The sequence below is a fragment of the Acinetobacter sp. Q85-2 genome, from assembly GCF_013420555.1.
GTDB classification, from domain to species: Bacteria; Pseudomonadota; Gammaproteobacteria; order Pseudomonadales; family Moraxellaceae; genus Acinetobacter; species Acinetobacter indicus.
This window is the reverse complement of sequence record NZ_VOXW01000025.1, coordinates 1-19,917: the sequence shown is the minus strand read 5'-3', so window position 1 is coordinate 19,917 and position 19,917 is coordinate 1. Positions and strand designations below refer to the sequence as shown.

General features: G+C 44.5%; 21 protein-coding genes and 1 pseudogene. 10 read left to right on the top strand and 12 right to left on the bottom strand.

Annotation, left to right across the window (positions count from 1 at the left end):
• Positions 1 to 26: 26 nt before the first annotated feature.
• Positions 27 to 497, bottom strand: a complete 471-nt coding sequence (locus FTT68_RS12255) for a DUF6231 family protein (RefSeq protein WP_005178437.1) — start codon at positions 495 to 497, stop codon at positions 27 to 29.
• A 35-nt stretch (positions 498 to 532) separates the two neighbouring features.
• Here FTT68_RS12255 and FTT68_RS12250 point away from each other — a divergent pair, with 35 nt between their 5' ends.
• On the top strand, positions 533 to 1,405 hold the full coding sequence (locus FTT68_RS12250; protein WP_075174536.1) for a DUF2797 domain-containing protein: 873 nt from the start codon (positions 533 to 535) through the stop codon (positions 1,403 to 1,405).
• Positions 1,406 to 1,475: 70 nt separating this feature from the next.
• Here the strand turns inward: FTT68_RS12250 and FTT68_RS12245 are convergent, their stop codons facing one another.
• From FTT68_RS12245 to FTT68_RS12235, 3 genes are all read right to left on the bottom strand, one after another.
• Entirely contained in the window at positions 1,476 to 3,347 is a 1,872-nt protein-coding gene (locus tag FTT68_RS12245; RefSeq protein ID WP_180175402.1) for a SurA N-terminal domain-containing protein, read from the bottom strand.
• A 129-nt stretch (positions 3,348 to 3,476) separates the two neighbouring features.
• On the bottom strand, positions 3,477 to 3,749 hold the full coding sequence (locus tag FTT68_RS12240) for an HU family DNA-binding protein (protein ID WP_005178445.1): 273 nt from the start codon (positions 3,747 to 3,749) through the stop codon (positions 3,477 to 3,479).
• A 168-nt stretch (positions 3,750 to 3,917) separates the two neighbouring features.
• Positions 3,918 to 4,385, bottom strand: a complete 468-nt coding sequence (locus tag FTT68_RS12235; protein WP_005178447.1) for a phasin family protein — start codon at positions 4,383 to 4,385, stop codon at positions 3,918 to 3,920.
• Positions 4,386 to 4,571: 186 nt separating this feature from the next.
• On the opposite strand from FTT68_RS12235, the gene FTT68_RS12230 reads away from it, so the two are divergent.
• The 8 genes from FTT68_RS12230 to fdx all read left to right on the top strand — a co-directional run bounded on the left by FTT68_RS12230 (position 4,572) and on the right by fdx (position 10,743).
• Complete coding sequence (locus tag FTT68_RS12230) at positions 4,572 to 5,219, top strand: hypothetical protein (protein ID WP_180175401.1); 648 nt, start codon at positions 4,572 to 4,574, stop codon at positions 5,217 to 5,219.
• Positions 5,220 to 5,330: 111 nt separating this feature from the next.
• Complete coding sequence (locus FTT68_RS12225) at positions 5,331 to 5,804, top strand: Rrf2 family transcriptional regulator (protein ID WP_005178455.1); 474 nt, start codon at positions 5,331 to 5,333, stop codon at positions 5,802 to 5,804.
• Position 5,805: 1 nt separating this feature from the next.
• Positions 5,806 to 7,023 (top strand): IscS subfamily cysteine desulfurase, encoded by a 1,218-nt coding sequence (locus FTT68_RS12220; RefSeq protein WP_005178458.1) that lies wholly within the window; start codon positions 5,806 to 5,808, stop codon positions 7,021 to 7,023.
• 102 nt (positions 7,024 to 7,125) lie between these two features.
• Entirely contained in the window at positions 7,126 to 7,512 is a 387-nt protein-coding gene (gene iscU, locus FTT68_RS12215) for a Fe-S cluster assembly scaffold IscU (RefSeq protein ID WP_005178460.1), read from the top strand.
• A 37-nt stretch (positions 7,513 to 7,549) separates the two neighbouring features.
• On the top strand, positions 7,550 to 7,870 hold the full coding sequence (gene iscA, locus FTT68_RS12210; RefSeq protein WP_180175400.1) for an iron-sulfur cluster assembly protein IscA: 321 nt from the start codon (positions 7,550 to 7,552) through the stop codon (positions 7,868 to 7,870).
• A 104-nt stretch (positions 7,871 to 7,974) separates the two neighbouring features.
• Positions 7,975 to 8,490, top strand: a complete 516-nt coding sequence (gene hscB, locus FTT68_RS12205; RefSeq protein ID WP_016659013.1) for a Fe-S protein assembly co-chaperone HscB — start codon at positions 7,975 to 7,977, stop codon at positions 8,488 to 8,490.
• A gap of 39 nt (positions 8,491 to 8,529) precedes the next feature.
• Positions 8,530 to 10,389, top strand: a complete 1,860-nt coding sequence (hscA, locus tag FTT68_RS12200) for a Fe-S protein assembly chaperone HscA (protein WP_168398037.1) — start codon at positions 8,530 to 8,532, stop codon at positions 10,387 to 10,389.
• A gap of 15 nt (positions 10,390 to 10,404) precedes the next feature.
• Entirely contained in the window at positions 10,405 to 10,743 is a 339-nt protein-coding gene (fdx, locus tag FTT68_RS12195) for an ISC system 2Fe-2S type ferredoxin (RefSeq protein WP_005178469.1), read from the top strand.
• A gap of 95 nt (positions 10,744 to 10,838) precedes the next feature.
• On the opposite strand, the gene FTT68_RS12190 is transcribed toward fdx, so the two are convergent.
• From FTT68_RS12190 to FTT68_RS12160, 7 genes are all read right to left on the bottom strand, one after another.
• The gene (locus FTT68_RS12190) at positions 10,839 to 12,296 is read right to left on the bottom strand and encodes an adenylate/guanylate cyclase domain-containing protein (RefSeq protein ID WP_171525163.1); all 1,458 of its coding nucleotides are present in this window, start codon (positions 12,294 to 12,296) and stop codon (positions 10,839 to 10,841) included.
• Positions 12,297 to 12,379: 83 nt separating this feature from the next.
• A complete protein-coding gene (locus tag FTT68_RS12185; RefSeq protein WP_005178471.1) occupies positions 12,380 to 12,814 on the bottom strand; it encodes an HIT domain-containing protein in 435 nt (144 codons plus the stop codon).
• A gap of 218 nt (positions 12,815 to 13,032) precedes the next feature.
• Positions 13,033 to 16,494, bottom strand: coding sequence for a transcription-repair coupling factor (gene mfd / locus FTT68_RS12180; protein ID WP_075174539.1), 3,462 nt, complete (start codon positions 16,492 to 16,494; stop codon positions 13,033 to 13,035).
• 129 nt (positions 16,495 to 16,623) lie between these two features.
• On the bottom strand, positions 16,624 to 16,980 hold the full coding sequence (locus tag FTT68_RS12175) for a hypothetical protein (RefSeq protein ID WP_180175399.1): 357 nt from the start codon (positions 16,978 to 16,980) through the stop codon (positions 16,624 to 16,626).
• A 123-nt stretch (positions 16,981 to 17,103) separates the two neighbouring features.
• Positions 17,104 to 17,880 (bottom strand): glutathione S-transferase N-terminal domain-containing protein, encoded by a 777-nt coding sequence (locus FTT68_RS12170; RefSeq protein WP_034597779.1) that lies wholly within the window; start codon positions 17,878 to 17,880, stop codon positions 17,104 to 17,106.
• Positions 17,881 to 17,934: 54 nt separating this feature from the next.
• Positions 17,935 to 18,447, bottom strand: a complete 513-nt coding sequence (gene rraA, locus FTT68_RS12165; protein ID WP_005178481.1) for a ribonuclease E activity regulator RraA — start codon at positions 18,445 to 18,447, stop codon at positions 17,935 to 17,937.
• An 11-nt stretch (positions 18,448 to 18,458) separates the two neighbouring features.
• Positions 18,459 to 19,124 (bottom strand): NAD(P)H-binding protein, encoded by a 666-nt coding sequence (locus FTT68_RS12160; RefSeq protein WP_075167976.1) that lies wholly within the window; start codon positions 19,122 to 19,124, stop codon positions 18,459 to 18,461.
• A 212-nt stretch (positions 19,125 to 19,336) separates the two neighbouring features.
• On the opposite strand from FTT68_RS12160, the gene rpsT reads away from it, so the two are divergent.
• The gene (gene rpsT, locus FTT68_RS12155) at positions 19,337 to 19,603 is read left to right on the top strand and encodes a 30S ribosomal protein S20 (protein ID WP_104499671.1); all 267 of its coding nucleotides are present in this window, start codon (positions 19,337 to 19,339) and stop codon (positions 19,601 to 19,603) included.
• A gap of 112 nt (positions 19,604 to 19,715) precedes the next feature.
• Here rpsT and FTT68_RS13990 read toward each other — a convergent pair.
• Positions 19,716 to 19,917, bottom strand: a pseudogene (locus FTT68_RS13990) (DDE transposase); the annotation flags it as partial.

Genomic DNA, 19,917 nt, shown 5'->3' with positions numbered 1-19,917 from the left:
TGCAAAAACCGCAGAAAAGCTGAGCATTACCAGCGATATTTATCCCAGTTTTCCGGGTTAGCCCAGAATTTGGAATTAAACCAGTCCGGTACATGCTTATAGGTCAAAATATTAAATTGCCACAACATTAGGTCATGCTGCGGCTGGCTTTTATCCATCAGTTGGGTAAAGCCCAAGGCACGTAATAAAGGTTCATCTTGACGTTTAGTCACCACCACCATACGTTTGGCCAGCAAATCACGCAGTTTCACCAAAAGCTGCGATTTCTGCGCGCTGCTCAAATCTGCCATTTCTTCAGTATCGAGTAGTACAAAAGCCAAATCAAAACGCTGGGTAAAAGGCAGATTTAAAAGCGTAGTTACGTTAAAATATTGCCATTGAATTGTCTGATGATGATCGTATTGTTCAAGATGTTGACCAATACACAATGCAGTAGAAACTGGCTGCTCCTGGGTTAAATCGTCTAGCATAGAAGTGATGACATTCATCTCAGCCATGACTGCATTCCTTATGATGAAAGTGAGTATTTTTTATGGAACTACAAGGCATTTGCCATAAAATGCATGCAGGTCTAAAGGACCTTAGTGTAACTGATCAACAGACACACCGGGCAAATGTTGAATATAAATTTATTCTGGATCGCTCAGAAATCGAACTGCCTTTTCGCTTGGGTCAAGAAATAGAAATTGAATGGACCGGCAATATTTACTGTGTTTCTTGCGGCAGCAAAACTCCAAAATCCTATTCACAAGGTCACTGCTTTAAATGCTTTAAAACCAAAGCGTCCTGTGACATGTGTATTATGAAACCGGAAACCTGTCATTATCATTTAGGCACTTGCCGCGAAGAAGAATTTGCACGATCTGTCTGCTTCCAACCGCATGTGGTGTACCTAGCCAACTCCAGTGGCTTAAAGGTCGGAATTACCCGTATTGGCCAAATGCCAACACGCTGGCTGGATCAGGGCGCAACTCAGGCCTTACCGATTATGAAAGTCGGCTCTCGTCGTTTATCTGGCCAGCTGGAAATCATGTTTGGCTCACAAATTGCCGATAAAACTGACTGGCGCAAACTGCTCAAAGGTGAAGCTGAACCGGTCGATTTAATTGCGACCCGTGACCAGCTGATTGAAGAATTTGCACCTAAAATCAGCACTATTCGTGAAGAATTTAACCAGAATCTTGAGTTTAATGAAACGCTGGAATTGATGGAGCAGGAACGTCCACGTGAGTTTATTTATCCGGTGGAACAGTATCCTGAAAAAATTAAATCGCATAATCTGGATAAGACCCCGGTGATTCGCGGCAAACTTTTCGGGATTAAAGGACAATATTTAATTTTAGATACTGGCGTAATTAATATCCGTAAATATACCGGCTATGAACTGATTATCCGTACTGAATAAACTTTTCACCAAAATATAAGCACAATAAAAAAACCGGCGTTTGCGCCGGTTTTTTATTATGCAGTCAGACTTATTCAATATCTGCTTTAGCTTTCAGATACTGGGTATAGTCATCCAGTTCTTGCTGGGCGCGCAGCTGTTGATACAACTTGGCCAGCTCCTGTAACTGTTCAGGCGTTAAAGCATTTGAAGTGGTACGGTTCACATTCGATACTGCCACGACCACCAGTTCATTTGGCAAAGCTGCCGTGGTCACAGACCACATCCCTTGCTTCGGTGGCATCAAGCTAAATGCAGCACGCTCAATTTCACGCTTTAAACGACCTTCAGCACGGGTAAATACACCAGCATCTTCAAAACGGATTTGCTGCTGAGCCAAGACTTCTGCAGCCGGTTGCGTCTTGAACTCATCCAGTGATTTCTGGATTTTGGCTTTGGCTGCATTAAAGGCTTTTTCTTCAATCAGTTTGGCACGTACACGTGGTGTTGCTTCAGCCAGGGTTTGCACACCCGCAGCATGATACTCACGTACTTTCACCCAAACCACATTACCATTGGCCATTTGAATGTTACTTGAAGCGTTACGATCGCCGTTTTTCACATCATCATTAAACAGTTTCACCTTCACACTTGGATCAGATAATACTGGATGCTGAGAGGCCAGACTAAAGCCTTTTACCGATTCAACCTTGGTGCCTTTGACTTCCTGAGATACCACATCCAGCGCATCACTACCCACCACCATCTCATTCAGGCTATTTACCGTATCCGAGAAGGCATTTTGCTGTTTGGTCTTTTTCAGTTCTGCAGTTAAACGGGCTTTTTCCGCTTCAAAAGAAGGCACCTGAACTGCATCGGTTTCAACCTGAATTAGATGATAACCATATTGGGTTTTCACCGGCTGAGAAATCTGACCTGATTTCAGACTGGTGACTGCCTGATCAAAGCCATTGCCAAAGGCACCCACGTCATAAGCCTCAAATAAGCCACCCTTGTCTTTAGATTCCGGGTCTTCTGAGTATTTCTGAGCAGCAGCGGCAAAGCTGGTGCCCTGCTGGATTTCAGCATACACCTGATCTGCCAGTTTTTTGGCAGCTGCATCATCACGTGCATCGGTGGTAATTAAAATATGTTTAACCTCACGCGCTGCATTTTTTTGCTGGGCTTCAACAAACTTGTCATAGGCCTGTTGCAATTCTGCATCGGTGATTGCAGCTTCAGTCGCGGAAATATGTGCTGGCGTCAGAACAATAAAGTCGACATCAACATTGGCGACCTGCTTAAACAGGGTCGAATGTTTATTGTAATAATCACTGATTTCTTGCGCTGAAACCTGAATATTTTTCTTATATTCATCCAGTTTAATGCTGGATAAATGCAAGGTACGCTGTTCGGTTTGTAAATTGGCAATCTGCTGGATATCCAGCTCGCTCACTAAGGCATGATCCATAAAGCTCGCGCTAAGCATTTTCAAGGCATGATCCTGACGCAGGTTCTGGATTAAAGCCTGACTGCTCATGCCCACTGAACGCAGGTAATTGGCATACAGTGCTTCAGAAAACTGGCCATTTTCCTGAAAGCTTGGTTGCTGGGCGATCATCTGCTCAATTTGCGCATCGCTTAAAGAAATACCCAAATGTTCCGTCTGTTGTAACAGCAAGGTACGTGCAATCAGAGTATCGAGTGCTTTATTTTCAATATACGCCTGATTCAACAAGGTCTCATCGCCCTGTGTATAGCTGAGATATTGTTGTTTTAATGAGTTGGTTAAGGCTTCTAATTCCTGTTTGGAAACCTGTTGCCCATTTACTAATTTTGCCGAGTCGGCAGAATTGCCGCCACTAAAATATCCTTCAATACCTACAAGTGCTAAAGGGATCAGAAACAGAACGAGCAAAACCTTGCCCAACCAGCCCTTAATAACATTACGAAAAGATTCCATAAGTATTCCAATATTTTACTTGTGCAGGATTTTAACCGAAAACCCTCAGCGAATGAATGTATTAAAACCCGAAACTCTGATTATTAATAAAAAACGCGCCAGGAGGCGCGTTTAATACTGCTTAAAAGATCAAGCTACAGAATCTTTTAAACCTTTACCCGCTTTGAAGCTAGGTACTTTGCTTGCTTTAATCTCAAGTGTTTCACCAGTTTGTGGGTTACGGCCTGTACGAGCAGCACGTTCTTTCACATTGAAAGTACCGAAGCCCACTAAAGTCACTGTGTCGCCTGCTTTCAGCGCTTCAGTGATTGAAGCAATTGTAGCGTCTAAAGCCTTACCAGCGTCAGTCTTAGACAATCCCCCTTTCTCTGCAATTGCATCAATTAATTCTGATTTATTCATGAAGATTACGTCCTCTTAATATCGTTTATTTAAGGTCCAAAGATTTCGTTTAAGTTACCGTAATGCCTTTATAGCAATGCTTTGAGGGTAAAAGCAATACTCTCCAGACGCATTTATACAAAATAAGTTGCAAAAATCTGCCAAAAAATGCCAAAGCTGTCGAGATTTTCACTTTTTCAGGAGTTGTTCTTTTAATTGCTTATTTTCTTCAATTAAAGCATCGACTTTGCTGTGCAGTTGCAGCACCAGCTGCTCTAAATGCTGGATATCTTTCACGGTTACCAGCCCTATACGGTTCAAGGAATGATGAACACTATGGTCAATCATCCGTTCGACCTTATCTTTGGTATCGACCACCGATTCTTTGGCCTTTTCAGAAACTTTTTCTACGGTTTGATCGGCAATTTCGGTGGTTTTGGATTCCAGTTCTTCCCCCACCTTGACCAGTGAGTCAAATAATTTATTGCCTTCTTCTTCAGCACGGGAAAATGCGCCTAAGCCGGCCAGCCAGATCTGTTTGGTATATTTGCGAAAATCTAGCGCCGATTTACGCCCAGAACGTACTCTTGCTTTGTTTTTAGACGCTTTTTCATTTTCGTTTTGTGGTTCTGGCGATTCTACTGCTGCTTCATCCATTCGCATTTCTCCTGCTTATTTTGTATACCATTCAATATCATAAACCAACAAAATGCTCTTATAATAGCAAATTAAGCACTTGAACGTTTTGTTAAACTGTTCTACAAAGCAAGAATATTATGTATTACTTCCTGGTAATGCACTGCTTGGATATGCACGACTCGATCTGGTTAGGGACTAAATTGTATGAATGAATCGCAACAAAGACAAAATGAATCACATTTGTTGCTGACGATGGTGATGATTGTTCTGGAAACAATCTTTAGCTTTATCTTGAAATATGATCGTGTTGTTGCACTTCAGGCCAAAAAATTTGTAGACCAGAAAATTGCGGTCAAAATTAACAGCTATATTCCGTATTTCGACTTTTATGTGCAGTTTAGTGAACACGGTATTCTGTTTGACCAGAAAGCACCTGAAAAAGCCGTCGAGTTAGATGTCCGCACCACCCTGCTGGATTTGATTAAAATTTTTGTCTTGGGAAATCGCCGCAGTATTCGTGCCATGCGCATTGAAGGCGACCCGACCTTAAAAGATGAATTCCGCGACCTGCTGACCTTATTCAGTATCCCTAAAGTACTTTCGGACTGGCGTCAATGGCTGGCCGATCCTGAACAAGAGCAGGAACTGGAAACCTCTAAACGCCGGATTGCCCCGTTATTAGAGAAAATTGACCTGCAACGCTCGACCATTAATACCCTGCAGGTAGAAGTTAAACAGTATAAAAACCGCATTCGTCGCATGCAGCGCAACCAAAAGCGAATTAATCTGGCTTTTAGTCTAATTACTCTGCTATTAATTGCGTTATTAGTGTATAATTTATGGATCGTTTAAATCCTTAATTTCCCTGTGATTGAATCGAATATCCGAATAATAAAAAAACTTGACTATTTTAGTCAGGATTCATAGAATCTACACATCTAGTCCAACCATGTGTATCGAATCATGCGCTTAACCACTCGCGGTCGCTACGCAGTGACTGCTCTACTTGATCTAGCTTTGCAGCCAACTGAACAAACGATCACTCTTGCAGAAATTGCAGCTCGACAATCTATTTCTGTCGCTTACCTTGAGCAGTTATTTGCGAAATTAAAGCGTCACGGCCTGGTTTCCAGTATTCGTGGAGCCAATGGTGGTTATCACCTGGCGCGCAGTGCCGATACAATCACCGTATTAGAAATCATTGAAGCTGTAAATGAAACGGTTGATGCCACCCGTTGTGACCATAAAGGCAACTGCCAGAATGGTGCAATGTGCTTAACCCATGATTTATGGCAAGAACTCTCCCACCATATTGCCGATTATCTTGCAAAAATCACCCTTGCTGACCTTGTAGCTCGTGACAACGTTCAAGCCGTTGCAATTCGCCAAAATTCAGCATCTTTTGATTCAGCCCTTTTATCGGTTACAGGTATTTGACATGAAACGTCCGATCTATCTTGACTATGCAGCAACAACTCCTGTAGACCCTCAAGTTGCAGAACGTATGATGGAATGCTTAACTTTCGAAGGCACCTTCGGTAATGCAGCATCGCGTTCACATGCCTATGGCTGGCAAGCAGAAGAAAAAGTGGAATATGCACGTGAACAAGTTGCGAACTTGATCAAAGCTGACCCACGTGAAATTGTCTGGACTTCAGGCGCAACTGAATCTGACAACCTTGCCCTAAAAGGTGTGGCTCAATTCTATGCATCTAAAGGCAAGCACATCATTACCTCTAAAATTGAACACAAAGCAATTTTAGATACCTGCCGCGAGCTTGAGTCTGAAGGCTTCGAAATTACCTATCTTGAGCCACAACCACAAACCGGTTTAATTACCCCGGAAATGGTTCAAGACGCAATTCGTCCAGATACTATTCTTGTTTCCCTGATGATGGTGAACAACGAAATTGGTACCGTGACTGACGTTGCTGCAATTGGTGAAATTACCCGTGCCAACAAAATCTTCTTCCACGTTGATGCTGCACAGGCTGCGGGTAAAGTCGAGATTGATCTTTCAACCTTAAAAGTTGATTTAATGAGTTTCTCTGCACACAAAATCTATGGTCCTAAAGGCATTGGTGCCTTATTTGTACGCCGTAGCCCGCGTGTGCGTCTGAAAGCGCAAATGCACGGTGGCGGTCATGAGCGCGGTATGCGTTCTGGTACGCTGGCGACCCATCAAATCGTGGGTATGGGCGAAGCATTTGAGCTGGCAGGTAAAAACCTGGAAGCTGAACAAACCCGTTTACGCGTGTTACGTGACAAACTCTGGAATGGTCTGCAAGACCTTGAACAAGTGTTCCTGAACGGTCACCCGACTCAAAACGTAGCCAACTACTTAAACGTCAGCTTCAACTTTGTTGAAGGTGAATCGTTAATGATGGCGCTTAAAGATGCAGCAGTATCTTCAGGTTCTGCATGTACGTCTGCAACGCTTGAGCCATCTTATGTACTGCGTGCGCTAGGTCTGTCTGACGAGCTTGCGCACAGTTCAATTCGCTTCAGTTTTGGCAAATACACCACTGAAGAAGATATTGATCATGTGTTATCAATTACCAAAGCTGCTGTTGAGAAATTACGTGAACTTTCTCCGCTTTGGGATATGTATAAGGAAGGTATCGACCTTTCTACAGTTGAGTGGGCGGAACACTAATTCGACTCTGAGATGAGGCTTTATTCAGCTTCATCTCATTGATAAAACGAATATTGACCCCATATTAATATTAACGCTGACCCCGAGGTTTGGAGAAGCAAAATGGCATATAGCGAAAAAGTAATTGATCATTACGAAAACCCACGCAACGTTGGTGTTTTAGACAAAAATGCAGACAACGTAGGTACAGGCATGGTCGGTGCACCAGCATGTGGCGACGTGATGCGTTTACAGATTCAAGTGAATAACGACGGTGTAATTGAAGAAGCACGCTTTAAAACCTATGGTTGTGGTTCGGCAATTGCATCAAGCTCACTAGTAACTGAGTGGTTAAAAGGTAAAACTTTGGACGAAGCTCAAGCCATCAAAAACATTGATATTGCAAACGAACTGGCTTTACCACCAGTTAAAGTACACTGCTCTGTACTTGCAGAAGACGCGATTAAAGCGGCTGTTGAAGACTATCGTACCAAACAGCAAAAAGCTTAATTGTTTCTCGTTTTAAAGACAGATTAACGGAGTTTTCATGATCCATTTAACTGAAAATGCTGCAACTCATATCAGCAATTACTTAAAGAATCGCGGTAAGGGTGAAGGTATTCGCGTTGGCGTGAAAACTTCCGGCTGTTCGGGTCTGGCCTATGTGCTTGAGTTTGTTGATGACGTCAATACATACGATCAGGTATTTGAACAGCACGGTGTAAAAGTATTCGTTGACCCGAAAAGTTTGGTCTATCTTGAAGGTTTAGAGATGGACTATGTCAAAAACGGCTTGAATGAAGGCTTCGAATTCAATAACCCGAATAAAAAAGGTGAATGTGGTTGTGGTGAATCCTTCACGGTTTAACTCCCGACCTTCCCTTCTTTTGCAGATTAAAACAGTGTCTTGTACACTGTTTTAATCGCATTTATGCAGTCCTTTTTTGCAATCAATCGCGGATTATCTCTCCCATGAATCATTTTGAGCTGTTTAACCTGCCTGTAGCACTCGATATTGATTTGGCTACTTTAAAAGCAGAATTTTTAAAGTTACAGCAACAATATCACCCCGATAAAGCCGAAGATAAAGACCAGGCCCTGATTCAGTCCAGCGAAATCAACCAGGCGTATAAAGTTTTATCTCAGGTTGACAGCCGCGCAGGTTATTTACTGAGCTTAAAAAAACAGGATTATCATCTGGATCAGTCGATCAGTGATTTCGAGTTTTTACAGTCTGCCTTGGAAATTCGTGAGCAGCTGGATGATGCCCGCTCTGCCGATGAACTGGCTTCCCTGAAAACCGAAGTCCAGCAATGGATTGATGGTCTGGTTCGCGAATTTAAAATTGATTATGCAGATGAAGACTGGGGCGAAGCACGCGATACAGTACGTAAATTGCGTTTCTTCCAGAAAGTCATGACCGATATTGACAAGGCTGAAGATCGTTTCCTCGACGATGACAGCTTTGACTTAGATGACGATTTTTAATTTTATTTTTTCAAATTAACGTGCAAAGGATGTAACACAATGGCGCTCTTGCAAATTGCAGAACCAGGACAATCAAGCGCACCGCATGAACATCGCATTGCGATTGGAATTGATTTAGGCACCACACATTCACTGGTGGCCACTGTTCTTTCGGCGCAAGCCAAAGTCCTTCATGATGAACAAGGTCGTGTGTTACTTCCCTCAATTGTTCATTATGCCGAAAATGCCACGCAATATGGCAACGATGCCAAACCGTTTATCACCAGCGATCCGAAAAATACCATTGTTTCAGTGAAACGATTTATGGGTCGCTCCAAGGCAGACATCAAGTTTCAGCACCCTTACGATTTAGTGGGTGAAGCCAATGAAATGCCGGCTTTTGAAACTGCACAAGGTCGTAAAACACCGGTAGAAATCTCGGCTGAAATTTTAAAACAGCTGAAAGACCGTGCTGAAGACAGCCTGAAAAATCCGGTCAATGGCGCAGTAATTACTGTTCCGGCCTATTTTGATGAAGCTCAGCGTCAAGCCACACGTGATGCAGCTCAACTGGCTGGCCTGAATGTGCTGCGCTTACTTAATGAACCGACTGCTGCTGCAGTGGCCTATGGTCTGGATCAGGACAGCAATTTAAGCACCGATCGCAACTATGTGATTTATGACTTAGGCGGCGGTACCTTTGACGTATCAATTTTACGCTTCTCGCAAGGCGTATTTGAAGTACTGGCGACCGGTGGTCACACTGCATTAGGTGGTGATGATCTAGATCGTTTAATTGTCAAATGGGCGAAAAAACAGCTGAATATTGACACATTAAATGACACCGAATATGCCCACTTTGTCGTTGCAGCGCGTAAGGCCAAAGAAGCGCTATCGGATGCGAAATCAGTAGAACTGCAACTACTCGATCAAACACTGACACTGGATCGTGCAACTTTTGAAAGCATTATTCAGGTGGCGTTAGACAAGACCATTAGCGTCTGCAAACGCGTGCTGCGCGATGCCAAACTGGAACTGACCGATATTCAAAACGTGGTACTGGTTGGCGGTTCTACCCGCTCCTATGCGGTGCAAAAAGCTGTTCGCGAAGTGTTTAACCAAGAACCGCTGTGCACCATCAACCCGGATGAAGTGGTTGCGATTGGCGCCTCTATTACAGCCAATCAGCTGATTGGCAATACCAAAGACGGCTCATTGCTGTTAGACGTCACCCCACTGTCTTTAGGTCTGGAAACCATGGGCGGTCTGGTCGAACGTTTAATTTCACGTAATACTGCAATTCCAGTTGCGCGTCGTCAGGAATTCACCACTTATCAGGATGGACAAACCGCCATGCTGATTCATGTGGTGCAAGGTGAACGTGATCTGGTTGAGCATTGCCGTAGTTTAGGCCGTTTTGTCCTGCATGGTATCCCACCAATGACTGCCGGTCAGGCGCGTATTGAAGTCACCTTCCAGGTTGATGCCGATGGCCTGCTTAGTGTTTCTGCCAAAGAAACGACTTCTGGCGTTTCCGCGCATATCGACATTAAACCGTCTTATGGTTTATCGAGCGAAGATACCGAACGTTTACTGCTTGACGGTTTCAAATACGCAGAAGAAGACAAACACCTGCGTCATTTACAGGAAACCAAGGTCGAAGCACAGCGTGAACTGGAAGCTCTGGAGCAGGCACTAAAAGTTGATGCACAGCTATTGAGCGCAGAGCAACTGGACGCATTGAATAGTGCGAAAACCCATTTGTACAGCCAGCTTGAAACAACCGATATTCAGGCTATTGAACAGGCTGTTGAACAGCTTAAAATACACAGTGATGCTTTTGCTGCGCTTCGCATGAACCAGCATATTGATGCTGCTCTTAAAGGCACCAAGCTCGACGACTGGTCAAACTCAAACTAATTTAAGGTAAAGACTATGCCACGTATTAAAGTACTTCCACATGCGCAATTCTGCCCAGAAGGTGCTGAGTTTGAAGTTGAACAAAATGCCAACCTGTGCGAAAGCCTGTTAAAAAACGGCATTAAAATTGAACATGCCTGCGATATGTCATGTGCCTGCACCACCTGTCACGTGGTGGTACGCCGCGGTTTTGACAGCCTGGAAGAAATGAATGATGTCGAAGCTGATCTGTTAGATCGTGCTTGGGGTCTAGAACCTGATTCACGTTTATCTTGTCAGGTACAGGTGGTTGATGAAGATCTGGAAGTTGAAATTCCAAAATACACCATTAACCATGCTTCTGAAAATCACTAAGACTTAAAACAGAAAAACCACGCTCCGGCGTGGTTTTTTTGACTTGATAGAACACTCAACAATCTTCGATCAAGCAGATCATCTATCTTTATAATTTAATGAAATTCCCGATCTGGTCGATTAACCTCGACTTCTTCAATCACTTCATCTTCCAGTTTTAATTTCACAATACCCTGCGAGTTGGTCAGTTTTTGCTGGGTCTGAATCCGTTTAATCATTTTTTCCAGCACACCAATCAGTTCCGGATATTCAAAGTTTTGCACTTCATCCAGATTCAGCAACAGATGAAAACCTTTGTATTCATAGTCAAACCAGCGCTGATAATCGGATTTTCTGGCCGCATATTTTTCCATGACCTGCCAGGTTTTCACCGGACCCTGAATACCTTTCAGGAAAATTGGCGCTTTCGGCGCACACAGATAATCATTTTTCACCAGTTGATAGGTATCATCTGACAGCAGGATTTCATCAACTTCGGCTGCGCTTTGCAAACGCGCTGCCAGATTGGCATCGCGGCCGACAATGGTATAGGCCATCCGATGCGCCGCACCATAGTTACCCACGTGGCAATAACCGGTACTGATGCCCATGCGGATATGTAACGGCGGATAGCCCATTTTAATCCAGCGTTCACGCAGCAGTTTCATTTGCTGGCGCATGGCAATGGCCATTTCAACGCAGGTCTTGGCATCATTTTCTACACCCTGACTGCTTGGATCACCAAAGAAAATCAGGATGGCATCCCCCATAAACTTATCGACGGTGGCTTCATACTGCTTGGCAATTTCAGTCATATGACTCAAATAATCATTCAGCAGGTAGGCTAAATCGTCTGGAATCAGGGTTTCAGACAGCTCGGTAAAGCCCTGAATATCGGAAAAGAAGATGGTGAGTTTTTTACGTTTATATTCAATTTTGGCTTCTGACTCGCCTTTCATGATCGAGTGCCAGAGCTGAAGCGGCGCATAACGGCTCAACTGGTTGGCAAACTCCATATAGCGGTTCATTTGCTGATAATAATGTTCACGCTTATGGTTAGAGGCACGAATCCGGCGGGTCTGATAAACACTGCCCATCCCGAAATACACGATCATGCACAGGAAGGCCAGAATGGTCAGCTCATTGGTGGTGTATTCAAAATATTCACCAAAGCCAAATACGAAAATATTGCACAGATAGAATACCGACGCTGCAAATAAAGCCGCCAGCGACACCAAAAAGAACGACACTTTGACGTTAATGGCGGTATACAGCAAGGCAAAAATAGCCGCAAAGGTCAGGACCAGATTTAAATGCACGGCCGACAGACAGATGGCCACAATCATAATATCTATAATAAATAAGATATTTCTTTTAATCTGATAGTTATATTTAGATTGTAGCCAGCGCGACAGTTTCGGGGTAATAAACAGCAAAAATGCCAATAAAACCGGAATATAAATTTGGTACTGGGTGTCTGGATAGGTGTAATGATAGACAATCAGGATCAGCGATAAACTGGCATAGCCCATAACCCGATGCAGGTAATCAAATTGTGTAGGATCTCGATCCATCCAATAACCTAGTGACACCGTACTCTACTCTCCTTAGCGGATCTGGTCACACCATACATCCCTGCATGATGCAAACACGAATATCAGTCCATTCGCCAGTCAAATGGCATATCGCCCTGACCGCGTAGTGCCAACATTAGCGTTTGGCGCATATGGTTCAGCACTTCATTGTTATACGGTACTGCTGGTGTTCCCCAGACCGGTTTTGGCCATGCCACATCATTTTGATAACGCACCACATGATGGAAATGTAATTGTGGCACCATGTTACCCAGTGCAGCGACATTCATTTTATCGGCACGGAATACACGTGACAGTTGGCTAGATAACCAGCTCGATTCACGCAGGAACTGTTCCTGGTCGGCCTGGCTTAATTCATAGAGTTCGGTAATGCCCGGCACACGTGGAATAAGAATGAGCCAAGGAAATTGCATATCATTCATTAAACGACATGTTGACAGGGGAAAGTCGCCTACAAAAAAAGTATCTTGAGCAAGTTGTGGATGCAAACTAAACATATCTTTATAAATGACGCAAATTAGAATGATGGCTAATACTATCACATCCCAAAGGACGTGAATATTCTATAACGGCCGTTTCACCACAAATAACACACTATTTGCAGCCAGCCAGAGCAATCCCCTATCTTCAATAAATTTCCTTAAATAATCAAGACTTCTTTGCGCAGTCAGCGATTAAATAAACAGCAGGAATTGCATCAGGACTGAGCGCTAACTCAGGCTGGCAGCTCACGCAGCAGTTGCTCCAGCAAATCGGAAATAAACTGAATCCGTTTTTGATGTTCATCCAGCAGCACCATGACTTTTAAACGCTGTCCGCCATCCATCCGGAAATAGGTCGGATGTTTCTGCATCATCTGGATAATGCTGATTGCCTGCACCGGGGTATCTGGTGAAAACTCGATATTGCCACCATTGGCACCCACATCAATTTTGGTAATACCGAGCTGCTCGGCTTTCAGACGCAGCTGATGCACGGCAAATAGCTGTTTTACCGGTTGTGGCGGAATACCAAAACGGTCAATCAGTTCCATACGGATGTTGTCGAGTTTTTCCTGAGTATCGGTATTACTGATGCGTTTATAGAACAATAAACGCTGATGCACATCGCCCAGATACTCATCCGGAATCAAGGCTGGCATGTGCAGGTTGATTTCCGCTGTTAACGACAACGGCGCATCGAAATTTGGGGTTTTGCCTTTTTGAATGGCTTTAGTGGCTTTTTCCAGCATTTCCATATACAGGCTATAACCAATGGCCTGCATCGAACCGCTTTGCTGTTCCCCGAGAAGTTCACCGGCACCACGAATTTCCAGATCTTCGGTGGCCAGCATAAAACCGGCACCCAAGGTCGATGCACGCTGAATCGCATCCAGACGTTTTTCAGCATCACCTTTTAAGCCTTTAATCGACGGCACCAGCAAATAGGCATAAGCCTGATGGTGCGAACGTCCGACCCGGCCGCGTAGCTGGTGTAATTGCGCCAGGCCGAGCTTGTCGGCGCGTTCAATTAAAATGGTATTGGCATTCGGGACATCAATCCCGGTTTCAATAATGGTGGAACAGACCAGCACATTATATTCTTTATGATAGAACTGCTGCATCACCTGCTCCAGTTCACGCTCACGCATCTGGCCATGTGCGACTGCTACCCGTGCTTCCGGCACCAGCTGGCGGATATTTTCTGCTGCACGTTCAATGGTATCGACTTCATTATGCAGGAAATACACCTGACCGCCACGCAGCAATTCACGCAAAATCGCTTCTTTGACTGAATCACCAGTCTGTTCCTGCACAAAGGTTTTTACGGCTAAACGACGCGCAGGTGGTGTGGCAATGATGGATAAATCGCGCATACCACTAAAGGCCATATTCAAGGTACGTGGAATGGGGGTTGCCGTTAAGGTCAGCATATCGACATCGGCGCGCAAGGCTTTAATCCGCTCTTTATCGCGCACACCGAAACGGTGTTCTTCATCGACAATCATCAGGCCCAGCTGTTTGAACTGGACATTTTCCTGCAAAATTTTATGGGTACCAATCACAATATCGACTTTGCCTTCGGCCAAATCTTCAATGATTTTAGTATGGGTTTTGGATGAACCAAAACGCGACAGGACTTCAATACGCACCGGCCAGTCGGCAAAACGGTCTTTAAAGGATTCATAATGCTGCTGTGCCAGCAAGGTGGTCGGTACCAAGACCGCTACCTGTTTATTATTTTGCACGGCGACAAAGGCGGCACGCATGGCCACTTCGGTTTTACCAAAGCCAACATCCCCACAGACCAGACGGTCCATCGGTTTTGCCTGCTGCATATCATATAAGGTTGCTTCAATAGCATTGGCCTGATCCAGGGTTTCTTCATAGGCAAACCCGGACGCAAACTGCATATACAGTTTTTCATCCAGCTCAAAGGCATAGCCCGGTTTGGACTGACGGCGTGCCTGTATATGCAGCAATTCGGCTGCGACATCGTGAATCTGCTCCAAGGCTTTACGCTTGGCCTTGTTCCAGGCATCAGTGCCAAGTTTATGTAGCGGCGCCAAATCCGGATCGCCACCACTATAGCGGCTAATTAAATGCAAATTGGTCACCGGCACATAAACTTTAGCGCCATCGGCATAGTCAAGCTGCAAGAATTCATGATCCTGCTGATCAATTTCCAGCGTCACCAGTCCGGCATAACGCCCCACACCGTGATCAATATGTACCACTGGTGCGCCAATACTCAGCTCGGTCAGACTGCGAATTAAAAACTCTTCCGAGACTTCCTGCTGACGTTTACGCCGACGCTGAACCACACGATGTTCATAAAGCTGATTTTCCGAAATGACCGAAAGCTGGCCCTGAATTACCAGACCACGATCTAAAGGGGCGTTGGTAATGGCAACGGCATATAAAGATTTCTGGAATTCAGCAAAGTTCTCAACCGTTGGGATTTCTCCCAGACTGGAACGCAGCGCATCTTTTAAGGTTTCACGGCGACCGGCACTTTCTGCGACCAGCAACACCGGATGATTGGCCGCGTTAATATACTCTTTGACTAGACTAAATGGTTTTTCCCGTTTCGGATCGACCGGCAATTTAGGCGGTGCTTCAGTGGCCAGATTTACCACACCGGCTTTTTCAGCAAAATGATCTGCCGAGGCGATGATGCGGCCAAACTGGTTCAGCTGTCCCAGCACCTGCTGTGATGATAAAAACAGTTGCTCTGGCGGTAAAATAGGCTGGTCAATATTATGCCGGCGATCTTCATAACGGCGGTTTACTTCCTGCCAGAAGCTGTTTAAACTTTCTTCCAGCCCTTTATCTGTAATGACAATGCCATTCTCAGGTAAGTACGCCATTAAGGTACTTTCGGCAGCCATTGCCTGAGCGCTAAAGAATAACGGAAAATAGAACTCTATTCCTGGCGAGGCAATGCCATCGAGCACATCCTGATACACCGGGCTTTTCTTTGGATTTGCACTTGGGAATAATTCTGCATAACGATCGCGGAACAGCGAACGGCCTTCTTTTAAAGGAAACTCTTTGGCGGGTAGTACTGAAAATTGCTGAATGGTTTGGGTGGTCCGCTGGGTTTCCGGATCAAAAAACTTCAGGCTTTCAATTTCATCATCAAACAGGTCAATCCGGATTGGTGCTTCTTGCCCTGAAGCAAAAATATCCATAATACTGCCGCGCACCGCAAATTCACCATGATCATAGACTGTATCGACCAGATGATAACCAGCCTGAATCAGGCGTTTCTTTTGCTGTTCCAGTTCAAATTTCTGGCCAACCTGAATATCAAAATGCTCACCTAAGACCCAAGAGGTTGGCGCCACACGCTGCGCCAGGGTTGCAGCCGACACCAGCAGCACGCCCTGCTGTGGCATATTCGATAAAATCGCCAGACGCTCAGAGACAATATCCTGATGCGGCGATAAACGGTCATAAGGTAAAATTTCCCAATCCGGGAAAATGGTCGGTTGAATACCGTAAAACTCAAATTCGCTTTCCAACTGCCCCAGATGCTGGCTGTTACGCGCCACCACAATCAATAACTGTTTATGCTGGGTACTCAGCTGCTTGATCAGCAAGGCCGCGGATGAGCCCTGCAAATTGCCCACCCAGCGTTTTTCGCCCGTTTTTAATTGTTTCAGATTGAGTTGGGAGCTTTCGTGTTGGAACATGTATATAGCTTTTAGGTCTAATCAACATGCGGCTTATACTAACACGAGCATTTCCATCCATTACGTTAATTTTTCTTAATCTCTATCTGAAAAAATGAGACTGCATCTGGCTGAAAAATGGATTGAAGCTTACTTTTTCTCACGCAAAAACTGACGATAATAATCATTCAGGCGTTTCACGATACTTTTAAACTGCAACAGGTTTTCTTCTGTGTTGCCCAAACGCGTCACAAAGCTTTGCGTGGCAATTTCCAGATCAATTTTTTCATTGATCAGCATGGCGGTAATATACAGTTCTTTCAGGTCATCAAAACGGTTCATACGCCGATTAGACAAATACTCCAGCCGCTCCGATAAAGCATCATTCAGCACAATACCATCGACGATATAGCCGTGTTGCGGATCAAACTGAATCTGATGTTCAGCCAGAAATTCTGCTTCTGGAGAGGGCTTGCTTTTAAACAGTTGCGCCACTTTATTGAACATATGGTTATATCCTGAAATTCGCTGTGCCTAGTGTATCGGCTTTAGCATGGAGATCCAGCGTTTGAACGCGGATATCTTCATAAAAACAAAAAAGCATCCGAAGATGCTTTTAACTTGAGAGTTTTAACCATACTGGCGCTGCAAATAATGCACAATATCATCCGATTCAAACATATGAGCGCCGGTATTCGGATCAACCAGATAAGGCACCTGAATATTCTCTCCCATCAGTGCCAAGACTTTCTCACGTTTACCGCCCTTTAAAGGTACATATTTACCTGGCTTTAAACGTAATTTGGCCAGCCCCTGATCCTGCCAGCGCTCTTTGGCCACATTATGGAAAATAAAAGGCAATTCCAGCTCGGTTAAGGTACTGCGCACAATGCGCGTATACGGACTGGCTTCAAAACCCCACAGCTCCAGCAGTTGCTCTGGTGCCGCACGGTTTTTAATCTTTTTCTTGACCCAGACCCCGCGTGCACCATTAAGCAGCGTACCAGCAAAGGCCACAAAGGGAATTTTTGGATAATGTGCATAGCGCCGCGGGGTTTTCCCGCTTTTGCCATAGTGTTTAAACAGATGATGAATAATCTGCTGCGATTCGTAGAGATGATCTCCAGTATTTTCATCTACCAGAAATGGAAATTGCAGTTTACCGCCCAATTCCTTGACCTGCGGACGGTATTTTTTACCACCTTTAGGACAGGGATAGACTTCATAATCCAGATTCAGCAAGGTCATGACTTCGCGGACACGTCGACAAAATGGTGAACCTTCAAACTCATACAACTTGAGCGGCTGCTCAGGTTGCTTGGGAAATGCTGTGCCATTGCTTCCGCGCCCGCCTTCGGTCAAAGCAGAAGCCAATGCCTGTACCACTTTAATTTGATGATGCAACATCATGACCTTCCTGTTCTTGTTATGTTCTAGAAGATGAATGCCGAATCGGGTTGATTACAGCTCCACCAATGCTTCTTTGGCCACCACAATACCATTATTATCGGCATAAATATAATCACCCGACTGAATATTCACACCACCAAAGCTGAGCGGAATATCGACCTCACCCACGCCTTTACGGTTACTTTTTTGTGGAATTGCTGCCAGCGCATGTACGCCTAAATCCAGTTCAGCAATGGCATCGACATCACGTACACAACCGTAAATAATCACACCATTCCAGTTGTTTTTTACTGCAGATTCGGCAATCAGGTCGCCCATAAGTGCACAGCGCATTGACGCACCACCATCCACCACCAGCACTTTGCCCCGGCCTTCAGTCGCCAGTAATTCTTTTACACGCGAATTATCTTCAAAGCATTTTACCGTCACCACCTGACCGCCAAAACTTTTACGCGCGCCATAGCTTTTGAAAAATTTGCCATCCATTGATGGGGTGACCACTTGCAGCTGTTTATCCGGGTTATCATCCAGCAAATCACAAGTAACGAAAGCGACTGTAGACACGTGTGTTTCCCTCATTTTGTATGTTGTATGCGTAAATTATCATAAATTTCAAACTTTTCAGTTTGAGTTAAGGCAGCCTCGACCATAGTATGAGCCACCTGCCCGGCTGTCACTGGCCGATGTTTAAAATTTTTAGGCAAAAAAGATGAACAGCGCTGAAACAGCTGCTGTGACAGATCTTCCAGAAAACGTGCATCCTGACGCTCGCCTAGCAATAACGATGGGCGCAGCAGTGAAACTTTGCTTAAAGATAAGTTCTGAATGTACTGTTCCAGTTCACCTTTGACCCGATTATAAAAAAATGGCGATCTGGCATTGGCCCCCAAGGCACTGACCAGCAGATAATGGGCAGAGGTTTGCTGCAACAGCTCGGCAAAATGGGCATTGATAGTAAAGTCGGTCGCATAAAAGTTATCTTTTGAGCCGGCTTTTTTCAGGGTGGTACCCAAACAGCTAAAGCCATGACTATGCTCGCTGACATCCTGATCATTCAGCATCAGTAAATCTTCCAGCACCAATGGCTGTACTTTGGCCATCTGTTCAAAGGCTGCATCCGGACGACGCACCACCGCTGTAACCTGCTGACAGGCAGGATGATCATTTAAGGCAGAAACCAGTGCCCGGCCGACCAAACCGGTCGATCCAATGACAATGGCTTTTTTTATGATTTGAGTCATTTTTTATCCAATATTCAGGCACTCACACTAATCTAACGTTTTCTTTCATTTTTTTCTGCATCTTAAATGTTGTCAAAGCTTGTCAAGACTTGACTTCGACGCATTGTTTAATCAAAATATGGCACTTGTTTACGGGCTGGTGAAATTCTGCTGATGTGGTTTTCAGTTGAATTGCGGCCCGCCCAGACCAATCTATTTCAAGGAGTGCACGAGTGGCAAACTCTGCTCAAGCTAAAAAACGTGCTCGTCAAAACGTTAAAGCACGTAAACATAACGCAAGCTTGCGTTCTATGGTTCGTACCTATCTTAAACGTACAGTAGCTGCTATCGCTGCTGGTGACTATGCTGTTGCTTCAGAAGCTTACAAAAAAGCTGTACCTGTAATCGACCGCATGGCTGATAAAGGCATCATCCATAAAAATAAAGCTGCTCGTCATAAGAGCCGCTTGAACGCGCAAGTTAAAGCTTTAGCTAACTAATTTGTTGCGATGAAAAAAGCCCTTTTTAGGGCTTTTTTTGTTTTTGTGTTTTTCTATTTTCTAATTTTATTTCAGTTATAAAAAAAGCCCTCGTTTGAGTAATGCTAGTCAGTTAAGAGATTGACTGGCTTTTTCTTGGGTATTTTTGAGGTTTTCCTTTTACAACTCTTGGGTAACTCCTCATCCGTCTCTCAGGTATAACATACCGATTAGATTTCTCCATTAAACTTTCCAGATGTTTGGGTAGATTACCTGCAGAAGCCAAAGAGTCGAATCTGAGTAAATTAAGAAGGGCAATAGATGCAATATGAAAA